The organism is Brevibacillus halotolerans, assembly GCF_026891775.1.
GTDB classification, from domain to species: domain Bacteria; phylum Bacillota; class Bacilli; order Brevibacillales; family Brevibacillaceae; genus Brevibacillus_B; species Brevibacillus_B halotolerans.
The window spans coordinates 24,109-41,120 of sequence record NZ_JAPTNK010000023.1 but is presented as its reverse complement, the minus strand read 5'-3'; the positions used below and the strand labels follow the sequence as shown (position 1 = coordinate 41,120).

Here is a 17,012-nt window from a genome sequence, read left to right as displayed (position 1 = left end):
TCCTTATTCCCTCCTTATAGAAAGTCGTCGAGCTTAAATACCTTCGTAGAATTCTAGCTCTTTGCTATCAGCAGTCAATTTAACGATTGCTTTTTTCCACTCAGAAGTGTATCCAGCATATTTACCATAGCGTTTAGGTTTTGCAGCAACGCGAATTGTGTTAACTGCTTCAACTTTTACGCCGAAAACTTTCTCAATAGCTTGTTTGATTTCCGTTTTGTTGGCTTTCATAGGTACTTCGAAAACGTACTTCTTGTCAGCCATCATATCGGTGGTGCGCTCAGTAATGATAGGGCGCTTGATAACATCATGAAGGCTCTTCATTATGCGAGCACCTCCTCTACTTTAGCAACCGCTTCTTTAGTTACGATTACTTTATCATGAGCAACTAGGTCAAGAACGTTAACGCCAGCAGCATCAATGCACTTAGCACCTGGGATGTTGCGAGAAGAAAGAGCGATGTTTTGATCAAAGTCTGCTGTTACGATAAGAACTTTACGATCAACTTTCAAGCTAGAAAGAATACCAGCAAATTCCTTAGTTTTAGGAGCAGACAAAGTCAATGCATCTAGTACCAACAATTCATTGTTTTGTACTTTTGTAGATAGAGCGGATTTAAGAGCCAAACGACGAACTTTACGGTTTAGCTTATATCCATATTTACGAGGTGTAGGTCCGAATACTACGCCGCCGCCTTTCCATTGAGGAGAGCGAATAGATCCTTGGCGTGCACGACCAGTACCTTTTTGACGCCATGGTTTGCGTCCACCACCACGTACTTCAGAACGATTTTTAACATCGTGAGTACCTTGGCGTTGAGAAGCTTGTTGCATAACGATTGCATCAAACAGTACAGCGTTGTTTGGTTCGATACCGAATACAGCTTCAGCCAATTCGATGTCGCCTACTTGCGCACCTGTTTGGTTATAAAGAGCTACTTTTGGCATGTCAGTTCCTCCTTTCCTTATTTCTTGACAGCCGTACGCACGACTACGTAGCTGTTTTTAGGTCCAGGTATGGAACCTTTAACAAGAATCAAGTTACGGTCTGTATCAACTTTAACAACCTCAAGATTTTGGATTGTTACTTTTTCGCCACCCATTTGACCAGGCAATTTCATACCTTTGAATACACGGTTAGCTGCGATAGAACCCATGGAACCTGGTCCACGATGGTAACGAGAACCGTGAGCCATTGGTCCACGAGCGTGGTTGTGGCGTTTGATAGAACCTGCAAAACCTTTACCTTTTGACTCGCCGGACACGTCTACAAACTCTCCTGCGGCAAAAATATCGGCTTTAAGTTCTTGACCTACCTCATAATCAGCGAGGTTAATTCCGTCGATTTCACGGATGAAGCGCTTAGGTGCAGTGTTAGCTTTAGCTGCATGCCCTTTTTCAGGTTTGTTCGTACGATTTTCTTTCTTATCGTCGTAACCGATCTGAATTGCCTCATATCCATCAGTCGCTTGATCCTTCTTTTGAAGAACCACGCAAGGACCTGCTTGGATTACAGTTACAGCAGTTGCTGTACCATTTTCAGCGAAAACTTGAGTCATTCCAAGTTTTTTTCCTAAGATTCCTTTGGTCATTTGTGCCACCTCCTACAATAACATTTTCATAAAATGACCTTTGTTGTATCAAGTCCCTACTGACGAGCAGGGGAGCTATATGGTGAATCCTTTAACTTCCGTACTCATCAAGACAACGCTAGCTAGCGTGTCGCGCTCTAGGTAGAGATTAAAGCTTAATCTCAATATCAACACCAGATGGTAGATCCAAACGCATTAGTGCATCAACCGTTTGTGGTGTTGGATTCAAGATATCAATTAGACGCTTATGCGTACGCATTTCGAATTGCTCACGAGAATCTTTATACTTATGAACCGCACGAAGAATTGTGTACACAGCTTTCTCAGTAGGAAGTGGAATCGGACCAGATACATTTGCACCGGAACGTTTCGCAGTTTCTACGATTTTTTCTGCTGATTGATCTAGAATCTTATGATCATATGCTTTCAATCGGATACGAATCTTTTGTTTTGCCATTGTAGTCCCTCCTTTTTCGCCCATATTATAACGGACATTTCTCCGCGAAAATATCCTGCACCCCAGCAATGGCAAAGGAGCCGGGTGTGTCAGCAACCTCCCGCATCATCGCAAGTCCATGACCAACATTCACTATTTTACTAAAGAAATATAGGCATTGCAAGTTTTTTTTGTAATTCCTATGAATTTCTAATCAAACAAGTATAATAGAGTTATGCGAGCTACGACTTTTGCTATTATACAATAGAAAGGAGCCTTCATGTGATTGAAAAGTCTGGAAGCCTTTATGACCAAATTGGAGGAGCTCCCACCCTTAGGAAACTAGTAAATCACTTCTATGATTTGGTTGCCAAGCATGAAGACTTAATTCCTATTTTTCCATCCGATCTTACAGAAGTAAAAGCAAAGCAATATTTGTTTCTTACTCAATTTCTTGGTGGACCTTCTCTCTATTCTGAAAAACATGGACATCCCATGCTTCGCGCGCGTCACTTGCCTTTTGAAATTACTCCAAAACGAGCAGGAGCTTGGCTTCTTTGTATGGAACAAGCTCTAGATCATACTGAGATAGAGGAACCGATGAAATCTCAGATTTTTGAACGACTTACTTTGACAGCGCACCATATGATTAATCAATGGAATCAACAAGAAGGAACGCCTTCCTAGGCGTTCCTTCTATATAATATAAGTTTTTCACTCTTGGAACGTCATTTAAACTTCTCTTTCTTTGATAGGTAGTGGAATTTTCACAGGATGCGACTTTGTAGAACCTAGATAAACTCCCGCAACCGTGCATAGTAATGCAATTATAGCCAAATAAGTAAACGGCTCATCAATAAGCAAAGCAGCAAAAAGCAAGCTCGCTATTGGCATGCCATTGAGAAAAATGGACGTTTGACTAGCCCCTATCTTTTGAATGCCATAATTCCAGCCTAATGATCCGAGTCCACTTGAAATGCCACCTGAGCAAAAAATGACAAACCAGGTAAACCAACTGATATTCATCTCCTGATAGATATATGTAGGATACATCCCCACGCTCAAAATCCCTAACATGATAGCACCTATCCACTGGGAATACGCCGTCAGCTCCCACACGGGCAAACCAGTAGATTTAGCTCCTCTTACCAACAAACCACCTACTACATACATTAGCATAGATCCAAAAATAATAATCTCTCCCAATCCAAAGGAGATTTGTCCATTCCCTTTTGATGTAACTGCAATAATTACACCAGTAAAACCAAGTAAAATACCTAAGCCCTTGCGCAATTCCAGCTTTTCCCCAAAAAACATAGCGGCTAATAAGGTAGTGGCTAAAGGATTTAATGCCATAATCAATGAGGAGCTTCCAGCCGTACTATGTTGAAGCCCCCAAGCTAAAAGAATCTGATGCAGAGCAATTGATGTAGAGCCGATAGCTACTATAAACAGCCATTGCTTTACTGAGATCTTACATTTTTCTTTCGTAATAAATAGGATTGGCGTCAATACAATTGCGGCAATCAACATTCGAATCGCTGCAATGACTACTGGAGGAAAAAAAGATAGGTATTTGATCATTACTACATTAAGTCCCCAGAAGCATACTACAGATGTTAATATGACATAGATGTATGAATCTTTCTTGCCCACTTCTGTTCCACTCCTCAATCAAAATATGAAAGGTATTGTAACAGGTTGATAATGATTTGACTATAGGGTGGCTGAAAAGTAATTATTACAAAGCATACAAAAAACCCGAGGAGCATATCCTCGGGTTTTTATAACAAGTAAATACTATTCAACGATAGTAGATACTACACCAGCGCCTACTGTACGGCCACCTTCGCGAATCGCGAAACGAGTACCTTGTTCCATTGCAACTGGAGCGATAAGTTCAACAGTGAACTCAGTGTTGTCACCAGGCATGATCATTTCAACGCCTTCTGGCAATTGAACGATACCTGTTACGTCAGTTGTACGGAAGTAGAACTGTGGACGGTAGTTTGCGAAGAATGGAGTATGACGTCCACCTTCTTCTTTAGATAGAACGTAAACTTCACATTTGAATTTAGTGTAAGGTTTAACGGAACCTGGTTTAGCTAGACATTGTCCACGCTCGATGTCTTTACGCTCAACACCACGTAGAAGAGCACCAATGTTATCCCCAGCTTCAGCTTGATCAAGAAGCTTACGGAACATCTCAACACCTGTTACAGTGGAGTTGCGAGTTTCTTCTTGAAGACCGATGATTTCGATAGCGTCACCAACTTTGATAACACCGCGCTCAACGCGACCAGTAGCAACTGTACCACGACCAGTGATTGTGAATACGTCCTCTACAGGCATCAAGAATGGTTTGTCAGTAGCACGTTCTGGAGTTGGGATGTAAGAATCAACAGCTTCCATCAACTCAAGAATTTTCTTAGCCCATTCGCCATTAGGGTTATCCAAAGCTTCTTTAGCAGAACCTTTGATTACTGGAGTGTCGTCACCTGGGAACTCGTATTGAGACAATAGGTCACGGATTTCCATTTCAACTAGTTCTAGCAACTCTTCATCGTCAACCATGTCGCATTTGTTCATGAATACTACGATGTAAGGTACACCTACTTGTTTAGAAAGAAGGATGTGCTCACGAGTTTGTGGCATTGGACCGTCAGCAGCAGATACTACTAGGATCGCTCCGTCCATTTGTGCAGCACCAGTGATCATGTTTTTAACATAGTCAGCATGGCCTGGGCAGTCAACGTGTGCATAGTGACGAGTTTCAGTTTCGTACTCAACGTGTGCAGTGTTGATTGTGATACCACGCTCGCGCTCTTCAGGAGCAGCGTCGATGCTACCGTAATCCATAGCAGTTGCTCCACCAGTTACAGAAAGAACAGTAGTGATAGCAGCAGTTAGAGTTGTTTTACCATGGTCAACGTGACCGATAGTACCGATGTTAACGTGGGGTTTATTCCGCTCAAATTTAGCTTTTGCCATGAGAATTTGTGCCTCCTTAAAGATTAAAGGTTTTTTTTATAATAAGTATAGAGAGAAAGGTTTACACGAATTTGGCTGTAACCAAACAATATTGTAAACCTTTCTTCTTTGAAGATAAAGAGAGAAATCTACACTGGAAGTAAATTCCCAAAAAATAGATACTGATTATTCACCTTTGGACTTCTTGATGATTTCATCAGAAATATTTCTTGGTACTTCTTCGTAGTGGTCGATTTGCATAGAGTACTGACCGCGACCTTGAGTACGGGAACGTAGTACTGTAGAGTAACCAAACATCTCAGAAAGTGGAACCATTGCGCGGATAACTTGTGCGTTTGCACGAGCATCCATACCTTCAATGCGTCCACGACGAGAGTTAAGGTCACCCATTACGTCACCCATGTAGTCCTCAGGTACAGTAACTTCTACTTTCATAACTGGCTCAAGAAGAACAGCTCCACACTTCTTAGCTGCTTCTTTAAGTGCCAAGGAACCTGCAACTTTAAACGCCATCTCAGAGGAGTCTACATCATGGTAGCTACCGTCTACAAGAACAGCTTTAATGTCTACAAGTGGGAATCCTGCAAGAACACCATTTTTCATAGATTCTTCGATACCCGCTTGAGCTGCTGGGATGTATTCACGAGGAACCGCACCACCAACAACTTTGTTCTCAAACATGAAGCCTTGACCTGGCTCAAGTGGAGAGAACTCAACCACAACGTGACCGTATTGACCACGACCACCGGATTGGCGTACGAATTTACCATCAACCTTAGCAGATCCGCGGAATGTTTCACGGTAAGCTACTTGTGGAGCACCCACGTTAGCTTCTACCTTGAATTCGCGTCTCATACGGTCAACGATGATATCTAGGTGAAGCTCACCCATACCACCGATGATGGTTTGTCCAGTTTCTTCATCAGTGTGCGTACGGAACGTTGGATCCTCTTCAGAAAGTTTAGAAAGGGCAATACCCATCTTATCTTGGTCTGCTTTGGATTTTGGTTCAATAGCAACGTGGATAACTGGCTCAGGGAATACCATAGACTCAAGGATAACTGGCGACTTCTCATCGCACAATGTATCCCCAGTTGTAGTATCCTTCAAACCTACAGCCGCTGCAATGTCACCGGAGTAAACCATAGGGATTTCTTCACGGTGGTTAGCGTGCATTTGTAGGATACGTCCGATACGCTCGCGTTTACCCTTAGTAGAGTTCAGCAAGTAAGAACCGGAAGCTAGTGTACCAGAGTATACACGGAAGAATGTAAGTTTACCAACGTAAGGGTCAGTCATGATCTTAAATGCAAGAGCAGAGAACGGACCATTGTCATCGGATTCACGAACTACTTCTTCTTCACTATCAGGAAGAGTACCTTTGATAGCTGGTACGTCAATTGGAGCTGGCAAGTAGTCAACTACTGCATCCAACATCAATTGAACACCTTTGTTTTTATAGGAAGAACCACAAAGAACAGGAACTAGATTAACTGCGATAGTACCTTTACGTAGAGCAACTTTGATTTCTTCAATCGTTAACTCTTCGCCTTCAAGGTATTTCATCATTAATTCTTCGTCTTGTTCTGCAGCTGCTTCAACAAGATGCATGCGAAGTTCTTCGCATCTTTCTTTCAATTCAGCAGGAATCTCTGTAGTTTCAGAAGTTTTACCCAAGTCATCTACATAGATGTGAGCTTTCATTTCAACAAGGTCAACGATACCTGTGAAATTATCTTCCGCACCAATTGGATATTGGATAGCTACAGGGTTAGCGCCTAGACGCTCTTTAATTTGTTCTAAACACATATCATAGTTTGCACCCATGATATCCATTTTGTTTACGTAACAAACACGTGGTACACCATAACGGTCTGCTTGGCGCCATACAGTCTCAGACTGAGGTTCTACGCCGCCCTTCGCGTCAAAAACCGCAACAGTACCATCAAGTACACGCAGAGAACGTTCAACCTCAACTGTGAAGTCTACGTGCCCAGGTGTATCGATGATGTTGATGCGGTGACCATTCCATTGAGCAGTCGTAGCAGCAGAAGTAATTGTGATACCGCGCTCTTGTTCTTGTTCCATCCAGTCCATCGTTGCGGCACCTTCGTGTGTCTCACCGATTTTGTGAACGCGACCGGTATAAAAAAGAATACGCTCGGTTGTTGTCGTTTTACCGGCATCGATGTGTGCCATGATACCGATATTACGCGTATTCGCTAGAGAGAATTCGCGAGCCATTTAGGAATTGCTCCTTCCATACTCATATGTGAGAATATGCGGGTATCTAAAGGATACCCGCCTTTGCATTCTACCAGCGATAGTGTGCAAACGCTTTGTTTGCTTCAGCCATTTTGTGAGTGTCCTCACGTTTCTTAACAGCTGCACCAGTACTGTTTGCTGCATCCATAATTTCGCTAGCCAAACGCTGTTCCATAGTTTTTTCACCACGAAGACGAGCGTAGTTAACTAACCAACGAAGACCAAGAGTCGTACGACGCTCAGGTTTAACCTCGATAGGTACTTGGTAGTTAGCACCACCTACACGGCGAGCTTTTACCTCAAGTACAGGCATGATGTTTTTAAGAGCTTCTTCGAACACTTCCATAGGGTTGCGTCCTGTACGTTCTTGAATGATGTCAAACGAGTTATATAGGATATTTTGCGCAACTCCACGCTTACCATCCAACATCAAACGGTTGATTAAACGAGTAACCAACTTGCTGTTATGAATTGGATCTGGCAATACGTCGCGTCGAGCAACTGGACCTTTACGCGGCATCAAGTTTCCCTCCTTTTCCTAGAGTTAATATAATGTAATCACGCAACGTGATTATTTTTTTGCAGCCTTCGGACGTTTTGTACCATATTTGGAGCGAGATTGCATACGGTTGTTAACACCCGCAGTATCAAGCGCACCACGTACGATATGATAACGTACCCCTGGTAAGTCTTTTACACGACCACCACGAACTAGTACAACACTATGTTCTTGAAGGTTGTGACCGATACCTCCGATGTAAGCTGTAACCTCGATTCCGTTAGTTAAACGTACACGAGCATACTTACGAAGCGCGGAGTTCGGTTTTTTAGGTGTCATTGTACCTACACGAGTACATACACCACGTTTTTGAGGCGAGCTTTGGTTCGTTTGAGATTTCTTAAAGCTGTTGTACCCTTTTTGTAGAGCTGGGGACTTAGACTTTACGACTTTATCTTTACGACCTTTGCGCACTAATTGGTTAATTGTAGGCATGATCTTTTTCCTCCTTCCTCATTCTTTATTGTAAGACCACAGATCCAGGTGAATCACATATGGGCAAAATAAGATGCTCTTGCCAGAAAAACATAACGTTCTTCAACAAAAACATGACTTAACCACTCTTTTTTATTGCACAAGCGGCTGCCCCAACCTGTATTCCGCACGCTTTACCTAAGCGCTTCATGGAATCAACAAAGTTGACGGGAACACCCTTTTCTTTACATAGAAGTGCGATCTTTTGTATTAAACGTCTATCTGCATCCTTAGCCAAAAACACTTCCTCAATAAGTCCGTGTTCGATCGCTTTGGTGGTCTGATTAATACCGATCGTTAACTCCTTTGCCCACTCTACTTTTTCATAAGACATGATGATCATATCCTCCAAAGTAATTGAGTATCAGGCACACTCAAGTATCATACCAGCTATTTTTATAGAAGTCAACCTATTATTCTATAAAAAATTACTTTCTATTAAATTGATAAGGAGGCGGTTTCCCCAGAGAGGAAACGCCTCTTTATCAATATAGCAAACTAGGATTCTACTGATACTGTTTCTAGTACGTCAGAGTTACCTTCTGCTTGTTCGCGGTTTAAGAGTCTTGAGTTGCGATAACGGTTCATACCAGTACCAGCTGGGATCAGCTTACCAATAATTACGTTCTCTTTCAATCCAAGTAGCTTATCTACTTTACCCTTAATCGCTGCATCTGTAAGAACACGTGTTGTTTCTTGGAAGGATGCTGCAGACAAGAAGGAATCTGTCTCCAAGGAAGCTTTTGTGATACCAAGCAACACTGGACGTCCAACTGCTGGGCTCTTGCCAGACATAAGCACTTTCGCATTGGCTTGCTCAAATTCATGAACCTCTACGAAGGAACCTGGCAACAGATCAGTTTCTCCACTATCAATGACGCGCAACTTGCGAAGCATCTGACGAATCATTACCTCAACGTGCTTGTCGTTGATTTCTACCCCTTGCATACGGTAAACTTTCTGAACCTCTTGCAGGATGTAGTTGGATACACCGCGCTGACCGCGTACTTTCAGCATTTCTTTCGGGTCTACAGAACCCTCTGTTAACTCATCACCGGCATTAAGTTTTTGGCCAACAGATACCTTGATACGTGCACCGTATGGCGCTGCGTATTCTTTGTTTTCTGCTTCACCACGAACCTCGATGATGCGTTTATCTTTATCTTCACGGATGCTAACCACTTCTGAGTCGATTTCGGTAATAACCGCTTGACCTTTCGGGTTACGAGCTTCAAACAACTCTTGGATACGCGGCAAACCTTGCGTGATATCGTCCCCTGCTACCCCACCGGTATGGAACGTACGCATTGTTAACTGAGTACCTGGTTCACCGATAGATTGTGCAGCAATAATACCTACTGCTTCACCGATTTCTACCTCTGCTCCTGTTGCTAGGTTACGGCCATAGCAACGTTTGCAGACCCCGTGACTTGTGCGGCAAGCAAGTACGTTACGAATGTATACGTCTTGAATGCCAAGCTTAACGATTAATTCAGCCATCTCCTCAGTAATTTCCTCATTTCGATGAACAAGGATCTCACCTGTTTCAGGATGACGAACAGTTTCAAAGCAGGTACGACCTTCTAATCGGTCAGACAGCTTTTCGATTTCTTCTTTACCATCTTTAATAGCACTTACGCGAATACCTTTATCTGTTCCGCAATCTTCTTCACGAACGATAACGTCTTGCGCTACGTCTACCAGACGACGAGTTAAGTAACCTGAGTCAGCAGTACGCAGGGCTGTATCGGCCAAACCTTTACGCGCACCATGCGTAGAGATGAAGTATTCCAATACCGTTAAACCTTCACGGAAGTTGGATTTGATCGGTAACTCGATGATTCGACCTGACGGGTTTGCCATCAGACCACGCATACCAGCTAGCTGAGTAATCTGGGACACGTTACCGCGGGCTCCGGAGTTAGCCATCATGTAAATCGCATTGAATTGATCCATGGATTTCATGAGAACATCAGTTACTTCATCTTTAGCTTTTGACCAGATGGAGATAACACGGTCATAACGTTCGTCTTCAGTAATTAAACCACGACGGAATTGCGTCATTACCGCATTTACTTTCTCATCGGCACTGTTAAGAATGGATTGTTTTTCAGATGGAACTACGATATCGGCAACGGCAATCGTAATACCAGCTTTTGTTGAGTATTTAAATGCCAATTCTTTTATTTTATCAAGAATTTCAGAGGTCATGGTTGTTCCAAAGCGACGGAAGCATTCAGCAATGATTGTTCCCAAGAAGCCTTTTTTAACAGCACCCGGATCCTTCAAGCTCTTAATAAAAGCAGTAGTATCCTGACCTTTTTCAAACATAAAGTACTCATCAGAAACTTGGTTCTGAAGGTTGTCTCTTGTAGGAGCATTGATGTATGGCAGCTCTGGAGGGAAAATTTCATTAAAGATTACTTTACCTACAGTAGTTGCTAGCAATGCATTCTGTTGTTTTTCTGTAAATGAAGTTTTGCTCAAGCTATTAGCCGGAATAAGGATACGTGTTTGCAGCGTGATATATGCATTCTCATAAGCTGCAATCGCATCAGCAGGATCACGGAAGATAGAACCTTCACCCACATCTCCTCTACGCTCCAGCGTCAGATAGTAAGAACCAAGCACCATATCCTGAGAAGGTGTAACAACTGGTTTACCATCTTTCGGGTTCAAGATGTTTTGAGCAGCAAGCATTAGGATACGAGCTTCAGCTTGTGCCTCCGCAGACAACGGTACGTGAACCGCCATTTGGTCACCGTCAAAGTCAGCGTTATAAGCTGTACATACGAGCGGATGTAGACGAATCGCACGTCCCTCAACCAATACTGGCTCAAATGCTTGAATACCCAAACGGTGCAAGGTAGGAGCGCGGTTTAGTAATACAGGATGTTCCTTGATTACCTCTTCCAATACGTCCCATACCTCAGGTTGTATACGCTCAACTTTACGTTTCGCACTCTTAATGTTATGAGCTAGGCCTTTTGCTACAAGCTCCTTCATTACGAAAGGCTTGAACAGTTCCAACGCCATTTCCTTAGGCAGACCGCATTGGTACATGCGAAGGTTCGGTCCTACTACGATAACGGAACGACCAGAGTAGTCAACACGTTTACCCAAAAGGTTTTGACGGAAACGACCTTGCTTACCTTTAAGCATATGACTCAAGGATTTCAATGGACGGTTACCAGGACCAGTAACAGGACGTCCGCGACGACCGTTATCAATCAACGCATCCACTGCTTCTTGTAGCATACGTTTTTCGTTTTGTACGATAATGTCTGGCGCGCCAAGTTCAAGCAGGCGTTTTAGACGGTTGTTACGGTTGATCACACGACGATACAAGTCATTTAGGTCAGATGTCGCAAAGCGTCCACCATCCAACTGTACCATCGGGCGCAATTCTGGAGGAATTACAGGCAATACGTCAAGTACCATCCAATCAGGGCGATTACCAGAGTTACGGAATGCTTCCAGCACCTCTAGACGTTTAATCGCACGAGTACGGCGTTGACCCTGTACGGTTTTTAAATCTTCCTTCAATGTGCTTACTTCTTTTTCAAGATCAATTTCAGCTAGCAAACGGCGAATTGCTTCGGCACCCATTGCTGCTTGGAAGGATTGACCATATTTCTCGCGATAGTTACGGTATTCTTTTTCAGACAAAAGTTGTTTTTTGTCCAAAGGAGTATCCCCGGCATCTACTACTACATAAGAAGCGAAGTAGATAACTTCCTCAAGGGAACGTGGAGACATATCCAGTACCAGACCCATACGGCTTGGGATACCTTTGAAATACCAGATGTGGGAAACAGGAGCAGCAAGCTCAATGTGTCCCATACGTTCACGACGCACTTTTGCACGAGTTACCTCAACGCCGCATCGATCACAGACTACACCTTTATAACGAACGCGCTTGTATTTACCGCAATGACATTCCCAATCCTTGGTTGGTCCGAAAATACGCTCACAGAACAAACCATCCTTCTCAGGCTTCAGGGTACGGTAGTTAATTGTTTCAGGTTTTTTAACTTCCCCGAAAGACCACGAACGGATCTTATCGGGAGAAGCTAAACCAATCTTCATATATTCAAAATTATTGACGTCAATCACAGGGCGTTACCTCCCTCTTGTACCGGAATCTTACTCATCTTGTGCGCCTATGCTTTCAGGTAAGAGATTTAACTTTTCTCCAGTTCCTTCATCCTCATCATCGGTTTCGCGCATTTCAATTTCCTGCTCGTCACCAGAGAGGATTTTTACGTCCATACCTAAGCTTTGAAGTTCTTTAATCAATACTTTGAATGATTCTGGAACGCCCGGTTCTGGTACGTTTTCACCTTTAACGATCGCTTCGTACGTTTTAACACGACCAACAACATCGTCAGATTTAACGGTGAGGATCTCTTGCAGAGTATATGCGGCACCGTATGCTTCAAGCGCCCATACCTCCATCTCCCCGAAGCGCTGACCACCAAATTGGGCTTTACCACCCAATGGTTGTTGCGTAACAAGAGAGTATGGTCCAGTTGAACGAGCATGAATCTTATCGTCAACCAAGTGAGCCAGTTTCAGCATGTACACGCAACCTACTGTTACACGGCGATCGAATGATTCACCTGTACGGCCATCGTATAGGAGGGTTTTACCGTCACGGTCTAATCCAGCTTCTTCAAGCGTATCAAGAACATCGTCTTGACGAGCACCGTCGAAAACAGGAGTCGCTACGTGAATACCCAACAATTTAGCAGCCATACCTAAATGTGTTTCAAGTACCTGACCGATGTTCATACGCGATGGTACGCCCAGTGGATTCAAGACGATCTCAACTGGAGAACCATCCGGTAGGAACGGCATATCTTCTTCCGGCATGATACGGGCAATAACCCCTTTGTTACCATGTCGACCGGCCATTTTATCCCCAACGGAAATCTTACGTTTTTGAGCAATGTATACACGCACTAGTTGATTAACACCTGGAGGCAATTCATCGCCATTGTCGCGCGTAAATACTTTTACATCAACAACAATACCGGAGCCACCGTGTGGTACACGCAGTGATGTATCACGAACTTCGCGTGCCTTTTCACCGAAGATCGCATGCAATAGGCGCTCTTCTGCTGTTAGCTCTGTTACACCCTTAGGCGTTACTTTACCAACCAGGATATCGCCATCGCGGATCTCGGCACCAACGCGAATGATACCACGTTCATCAAGATTCTTCAGCGCCTCTTCCCCTACGTTCGGAATATCGCGTGTAATCTCTTCTGGTCCTAGTTTCGTATCACGAGCTTCTGATTCATATTCTTCAATATGAATGGACGTGTAGACGTCATCTTTAACCAGTTTTTCACTTAGCAAGATCGCATCCTCGTAGTTATAACCTTCCCAAGTCATAAACGCTACGATAACGTTGCGACCAAGCGCCAATTCGCCCTTCTCAGTGGACGGACCATCACCGATAATATCGCCTTTTTCGATAATATCGCCAGGCATTACAATCGGACGTTGGTTAATGCAAGTCCCTTGGTTAGAACGGATAAATTTGTGCATTTTATATTTATCTAGGTCTCCAAGAACTTGTTTGCCATCAACCTCTATATAACGTCGAACAGTTACTTCGCGAGCTGTTACACGCTCTACTTTTCCAGGCCATTTTGCAACAACCGCAACACCGGAGTCTTGCGCTGCTTTATGTTCCATACCAGTTCCTACAAATGGAGCTTGAGGAATTAGCAAAGGAACGGCCTGACGTTGCATGTTTGATCCCATTAGGGCGCGGTTGGCGTCATCGTTCTCAAGGAACGGAATCAACGCTGTCGCAACCGATACAACCTGCTTAGGAGAGATGTCCATAAAGTCTACCTTATCGCGAGGAACGTTAAGGATTTCACCTTTACGACGGCAAATAACCATCTCGTTAGCAAATCTGCCATCTTCAGCTAGTGGCTGATTCGACTGAGCTACGTTATATACATCCTCTTCATCAGCAGTCAGGTATTCAATCTCAGACAATACAACGCCTGTTTCAGGATTAATTTTACGGCGAGGTGTTTCAATAAAGCCGTAATCATTAATACGAGCAAACGTAGACAAGGAGTTGATCAAACCGATGTTTGGTCCCTCTGGAGTCTCGATCGGACACATACGTCCATAGTGAGAGTGATGCACGTCTCGCACTTCGAAACCAGCGCGTTCACGCGTCAAACCACCAGGTCCTAATGCGGACAAACGGCGTTTATGTGTTAACTCAGCAAGCGGATTCGTTTGATCCATGAACTGTGAAAGCTGGGAGCTACCAAAGAACTCTTTGATTGCCGCGATCACAGGACGGATGTTAATCAAAGCCTGCGGTGTAATTTGATTTTGATCTTGAATGGACATGCGTTCACGAACCACGCGTTCCATACGAGAAAGACCGATACGGAATTGGTTCTGTAACAATTCACCTACAGAACGCAGACGACGGTTACCCAAATGGTCGATATCGTCTGTAGTACCTACACGATGCAGTAGGTTAATAAAATAGTTAATTGCCGAAACGATGTCTGCTGGAGTAATATGCTTTACAGACATATCGATATTCGCATTTCCGATAACCTTAACTACTTTACCTTCTTCATCAAAGATATCTATAGATTGAAGAGTAATCGTTTCATTTTCTAGAACTCCACCATGTGTACGTACGTCCACATAGTTTACGCCACCCTCCAACATAGGAAGAATCTTTTCCATAACACGACGGTCAATAATTTGACCTGCTTCTGCAAGGATTTCACCTGTTGATTTATCAATCAGCGTCTCAGCAAGACGTTGGTTGAATAGGCGGTTTTTAATATGGAGCTTTTTGTTCATTTTATAGCGACCTACTGATGCTAAATCATAGCGCTTTGGATCAAAGAAGCGAGAAATCAATAAGCTCTTCGCGTTCTCTACTGTAGGTGGTTCACCTGGACGCAAACGCTCATAGATTTCGATCAAAGCTTTCTCAGTAGAATCGGTGTTATCTTTTTCAAGCGTGTTGTTAACGAATTTCTCGTCATGACCCAGCAGGTCTAGAATATCTTTATCAGTTCCAAAACCTAAAGCACGAAGTAATACTGTAACTGGAATTTTACGAGTACGATCGATACGTACATAAATAATATCTTTCGCATCGGTTTCAAGTTCAAGCCATGCCCCACGGTTCGGAATAACAGTAGCGCTAAAAGTCTGTTTACCGTTCTTATCAATTTTAGTGTTATAGTAAACACTAGGGGAACGAACGAGCTGACTGACAATAACGCGCTCCGCTCCATTTATAATGAAGGTACCCGTTTCTGTCATCAGTGGGAAATCTCCCATAAAGACTTCTTGCTCCTTCACTTCGCCCGTCTCTTTGTTTAGAAGACGTACTTTAACACGCAATGGAGCAGCATACGTTACATCACGTTCCTTCGACTCGTCTACGCCGTATTTAGGCTCACCAAGACTATAATCAATAAACTCCAGCACTAAATTACCAGTAAAGTCTTGGATTGGCGAAATGTCTTGGAACATTTCTCTTAAACCAGTATCCAAAAACCATTGGTAGGATTTTTGCTGAATTTCGATTAGGTTAGGTAGTCCCAGTACTTCGTTGATTCGAGAATACGTGCGACGCTGGCGGTGCTTACCGCTCTGGACCAGTTTACCTGCCAACTCATTCACCCCTCACTATTTGTTGCAACATCCTTTATTAGATGTTGACCGCAACATGTCTTCCCTCTTAATATTTAGGAAAACGGAAAGCATCTAGTAATATAACACCAGACGCTGAAGACACAAAAATAAAAATGGGTTAACCATTTAACCTCATTTTTGATAAAAAACTCTATTCTAAAAGAATTCCCAACCTTTTACAGCTTTAACCCTCTACGCTAAAAAATCAGCATAAAAAGGTATTGACAAATCAGGAATCGCTCAGTTTAGACATTTAACCCATATTGACATTTTATAATGTTAACATAAGGAAAATGCCTCGTCAAGGAGATTTGGTCATTTTTTTGCTCGAATGATAAAATAACCCTTGCTTTTTTCGACAGTTTCTACCTCTCGAAAATATTCTTCTAATTTTTTAATTGCAGATGGTGCGCCTTGCTTTTTTTGAATAACAACCCACATCTCACCATCAGGCGCTAAAAGCTTATAGCCTTCCGTGAAAATGTGATGCACCGTCTCTTTTCCAGCTCGGATGGGAGGATTGGTTAAGATAACATCAAACTCTCTACCCTCTACTTGTTCGTAAAGGTCACTGGCCATAATCTCCACATTGGAAATACCATTTCGCTCTGCATTCCGTTTCGCAAGCGCTACTGCTCGTTCATTTATATCAATCATGGTAACGAGACCCTTGTTAGCTATCGATGCAGCTGCAAAACCTATCGGACCGTAGCCACAGCCTACATCAAGAACGCGTGCACGTTCCGAAAACTGCATGGTTTCTATTAAGAGCACGCTCCCAAAATCAATTCGTTCCCGAGAAAAAACACCACTATCGGTAGTAAAGTGATAGGTTTTTCCACGCAGCTCAAAATCAAATTCAGCTTCCTCATGTGCCGATTGTGGTCGGTTTGTGTAATAATGATCACTCATCCTCTTGCCTCCTTTCCCAAGCAATTCATTAAAATGAAATAAGCCTAGATAGCAGAAATCCCCCAACCTTTATAGGTAAG

14 protein-coding genes are annotated in these 17,012 nt (G+C 43.2%); 1 reads left to right on the top strand and 13 read right to left on the bottom strand.

All coding sequences use genetic code 11. The annotated features are described in order from the left end of the window. Nucleotides 1-33: 33 nt before the first annotated feature. From rplW to rpsJ, 4 genes are all read right to left on the bottom strand, one after another. Nucleotides 34-324: a 50S ribosomal protein L23 gene (rplW, locus tag O0550_RS21460; RefSeq protein WP_003333793.1), complete on the bottom strand. Its 291-nt coding sequence runs from the start codon at nucleotides 322-324 to the stop codon at nucleotides 34-36. Further along, entirely contained in the window at nucleotides 324-947 is a 624-nt protein-coding gene (gene rplD / locus O0550_RS21455; RefSeq protein WP_003333794.1) for a 50S ribosomal protein L4, read from the bottom strand. The genes rplW and rplD overlap by 1 nt, the downstream gene beginning before the upstream one ends. A 17-nt stretch (nucleotides 948-964) precedes the next feature. Then, nucleotides 965-1,591, bottom strand: a complete 627-nt coding sequence (gene rplC, locus O0550_RS21450; RefSeq protein ID WP_096888197.1) for a 50S ribosomal protein L3 — start codon at nucleotides 1,589-1,591, stop codon at nucleotides 965-967. A 148-nt stretch (nucleotides 1,592-1,739) separates the two neighbouring features. Further along, the gene (gene rpsJ, locus O0550_RS21445; protein WP_003333796.1) at nucleotides 1,740-2,048 is read right to left on the bottom strand and encodes a 30S ribosomal protein S10; all 309 of its coding nucleotides are present in this window, start codon (nucleotides 2,046-2,048) and stop codon (nucleotides 1,740-1,742) included. A 261-nt stretch (nucleotides 2,049-2,309) separates the two neighbouring features. Here rpsJ and O0550_RS21440 point away from each other — a divergent pair, with 261 nt between their 5' ends. Continuing rightward, on the top strand, nucleotides 2,310-2,714 hold the full coding sequence (locus tag O0550_RS21440; RefSeq protein WP_003333797.1) for a globin domain-containing protein: 405 nt from the start codon (nucleotides 2,310-2,312) through the stop codon (nucleotides 2,712-2,714). 45 nt (nucleotides 2,715-2,759) lie between these two features. Here the strand turns inward: O0550_RS21440 and O0550_RS21435 are convergent, their stop codons facing one another. From O0550_RS21435 to O0550_RS21395, 9 genes are all read right to left on the bottom strand, one after another. Next, nucleotides 2,760-3,683, bottom strand: a complete 924-nt coding sequence (locus O0550_RS21435) for a DMT family transporter (RefSeq protein ID WP_003345147.1) — start codon at nucleotides 3,681-3,683, stop codon at nucleotides 2,760-2,762. Between the two features lie 144 nt (nucleotides 3,684-3,827). Further along, nucleotides 3,828-5,018: an elongation factor Tu gene (gene tuf, locus O0550_RS21430; protein ID WP_003345145.1), complete on the bottom strand. Its 1,191-nt coding sequence runs from the start codon at nucleotides 5,016-5,018 to the stop codon at nucleotides 3,828-3,830. Nucleotides 5,019-5,183: 165 nt separating this feature from the next. Further along, on the bottom strand, nucleotides 5,184-7,262 hold the full coding sequence (gene fusA, locus O0550_RS21425; protein WP_003333800.1) for an elongation factor G: 2,079 nt from the start codon (nucleotides 7,260-7,262) through the stop codon (nucleotides 5,184-5,186). A 70-nt stretch (nucleotides 7,263-7,332) separates the two neighbouring features. After that, nucleotides 7,333-7,803, bottom strand: coding sequence for a 30S ribosomal protein S7 (rpsG, locus tag O0550_RS21420; protein ID WP_003333802.1), 471 nt, complete (start codon nucleotides 7,801-7,803; stop codon nucleotides 7,333-7,335). Between the two features lie 51 nt (nucleotides 7,804-7,854). Beyond that, on the bottom strand, nucleotides 7,855-8,277 hold the full coding sequence (rpsL, locus tag O0550_RS21415; RefSeq protein WP_003333803.1) for a 30S ribosomal protein S12: 423 nt from the start codon (nucleotides 8,275-8,277) through the stop codon (nucleotides 7,855-7,857). A 118-nt stretch (nucleotides 8,278-8,395) separates the two neighbouring features. Continuing rightward, nucleotides 8,396-8,650 (bottom strand): 50S ribosomal protein L7ae-like protein, encoded by a 255-nt coding sequence (locus O0550_RS21410; protein WP_003333804.1) that lies wholly within the window; start codon nucleotides 8,648-8,650, stop codon nucleotides 8,396-8,398. Nucleotides 8,651-8,814: 164 nt separating this feature from the next. Further along, nucleotides 8,815-12,432 (bottom strand): DNA-directed RNA polymerase subunit beta', encoded by a 3,618-nt coding sequence (gene rpoC, locus O0550_RS21405; protein ID WP_003333805.1) that lies wholly within the window; start codon nucleotides 12,430-12,432, stop codon nucleotides 8,815-8,817. Between the two features lie 30 nt (nucleotides 12,433-12,462). After that, nucleotides 12,463-15,999 carry a DNA-directed RNA polymerase subunit beta gene (rpoB, locus tag O0550_RS21400; protein ID WP_003345142.1) on the bottom strand — a complete coding sequence of 1,179 codons (3,537 nt, stop codon included), beginning with the start codon at nucleotides 15,997-15,999 and terminating at the stop codon, nucleotides 12,463-12,465. A 336-nt stretch (nucleotides 16,000-16,335) separates the two neighbouring features. Continuing rightward, nucleotides 16,336-16,932: a class I SAM-dependent methyltransferase gene (locus O0550_RS21395; protein ID WP_003345141.1), complete on the bottom strand. Its 597-nt coding sequence runs from the start codon at nucleotides 16,930-16,932 to the stop codon at nucleotides 16,336-16,338. Nucleotides 16,933-17,012 lie beyond the last annotated feature (80 nt).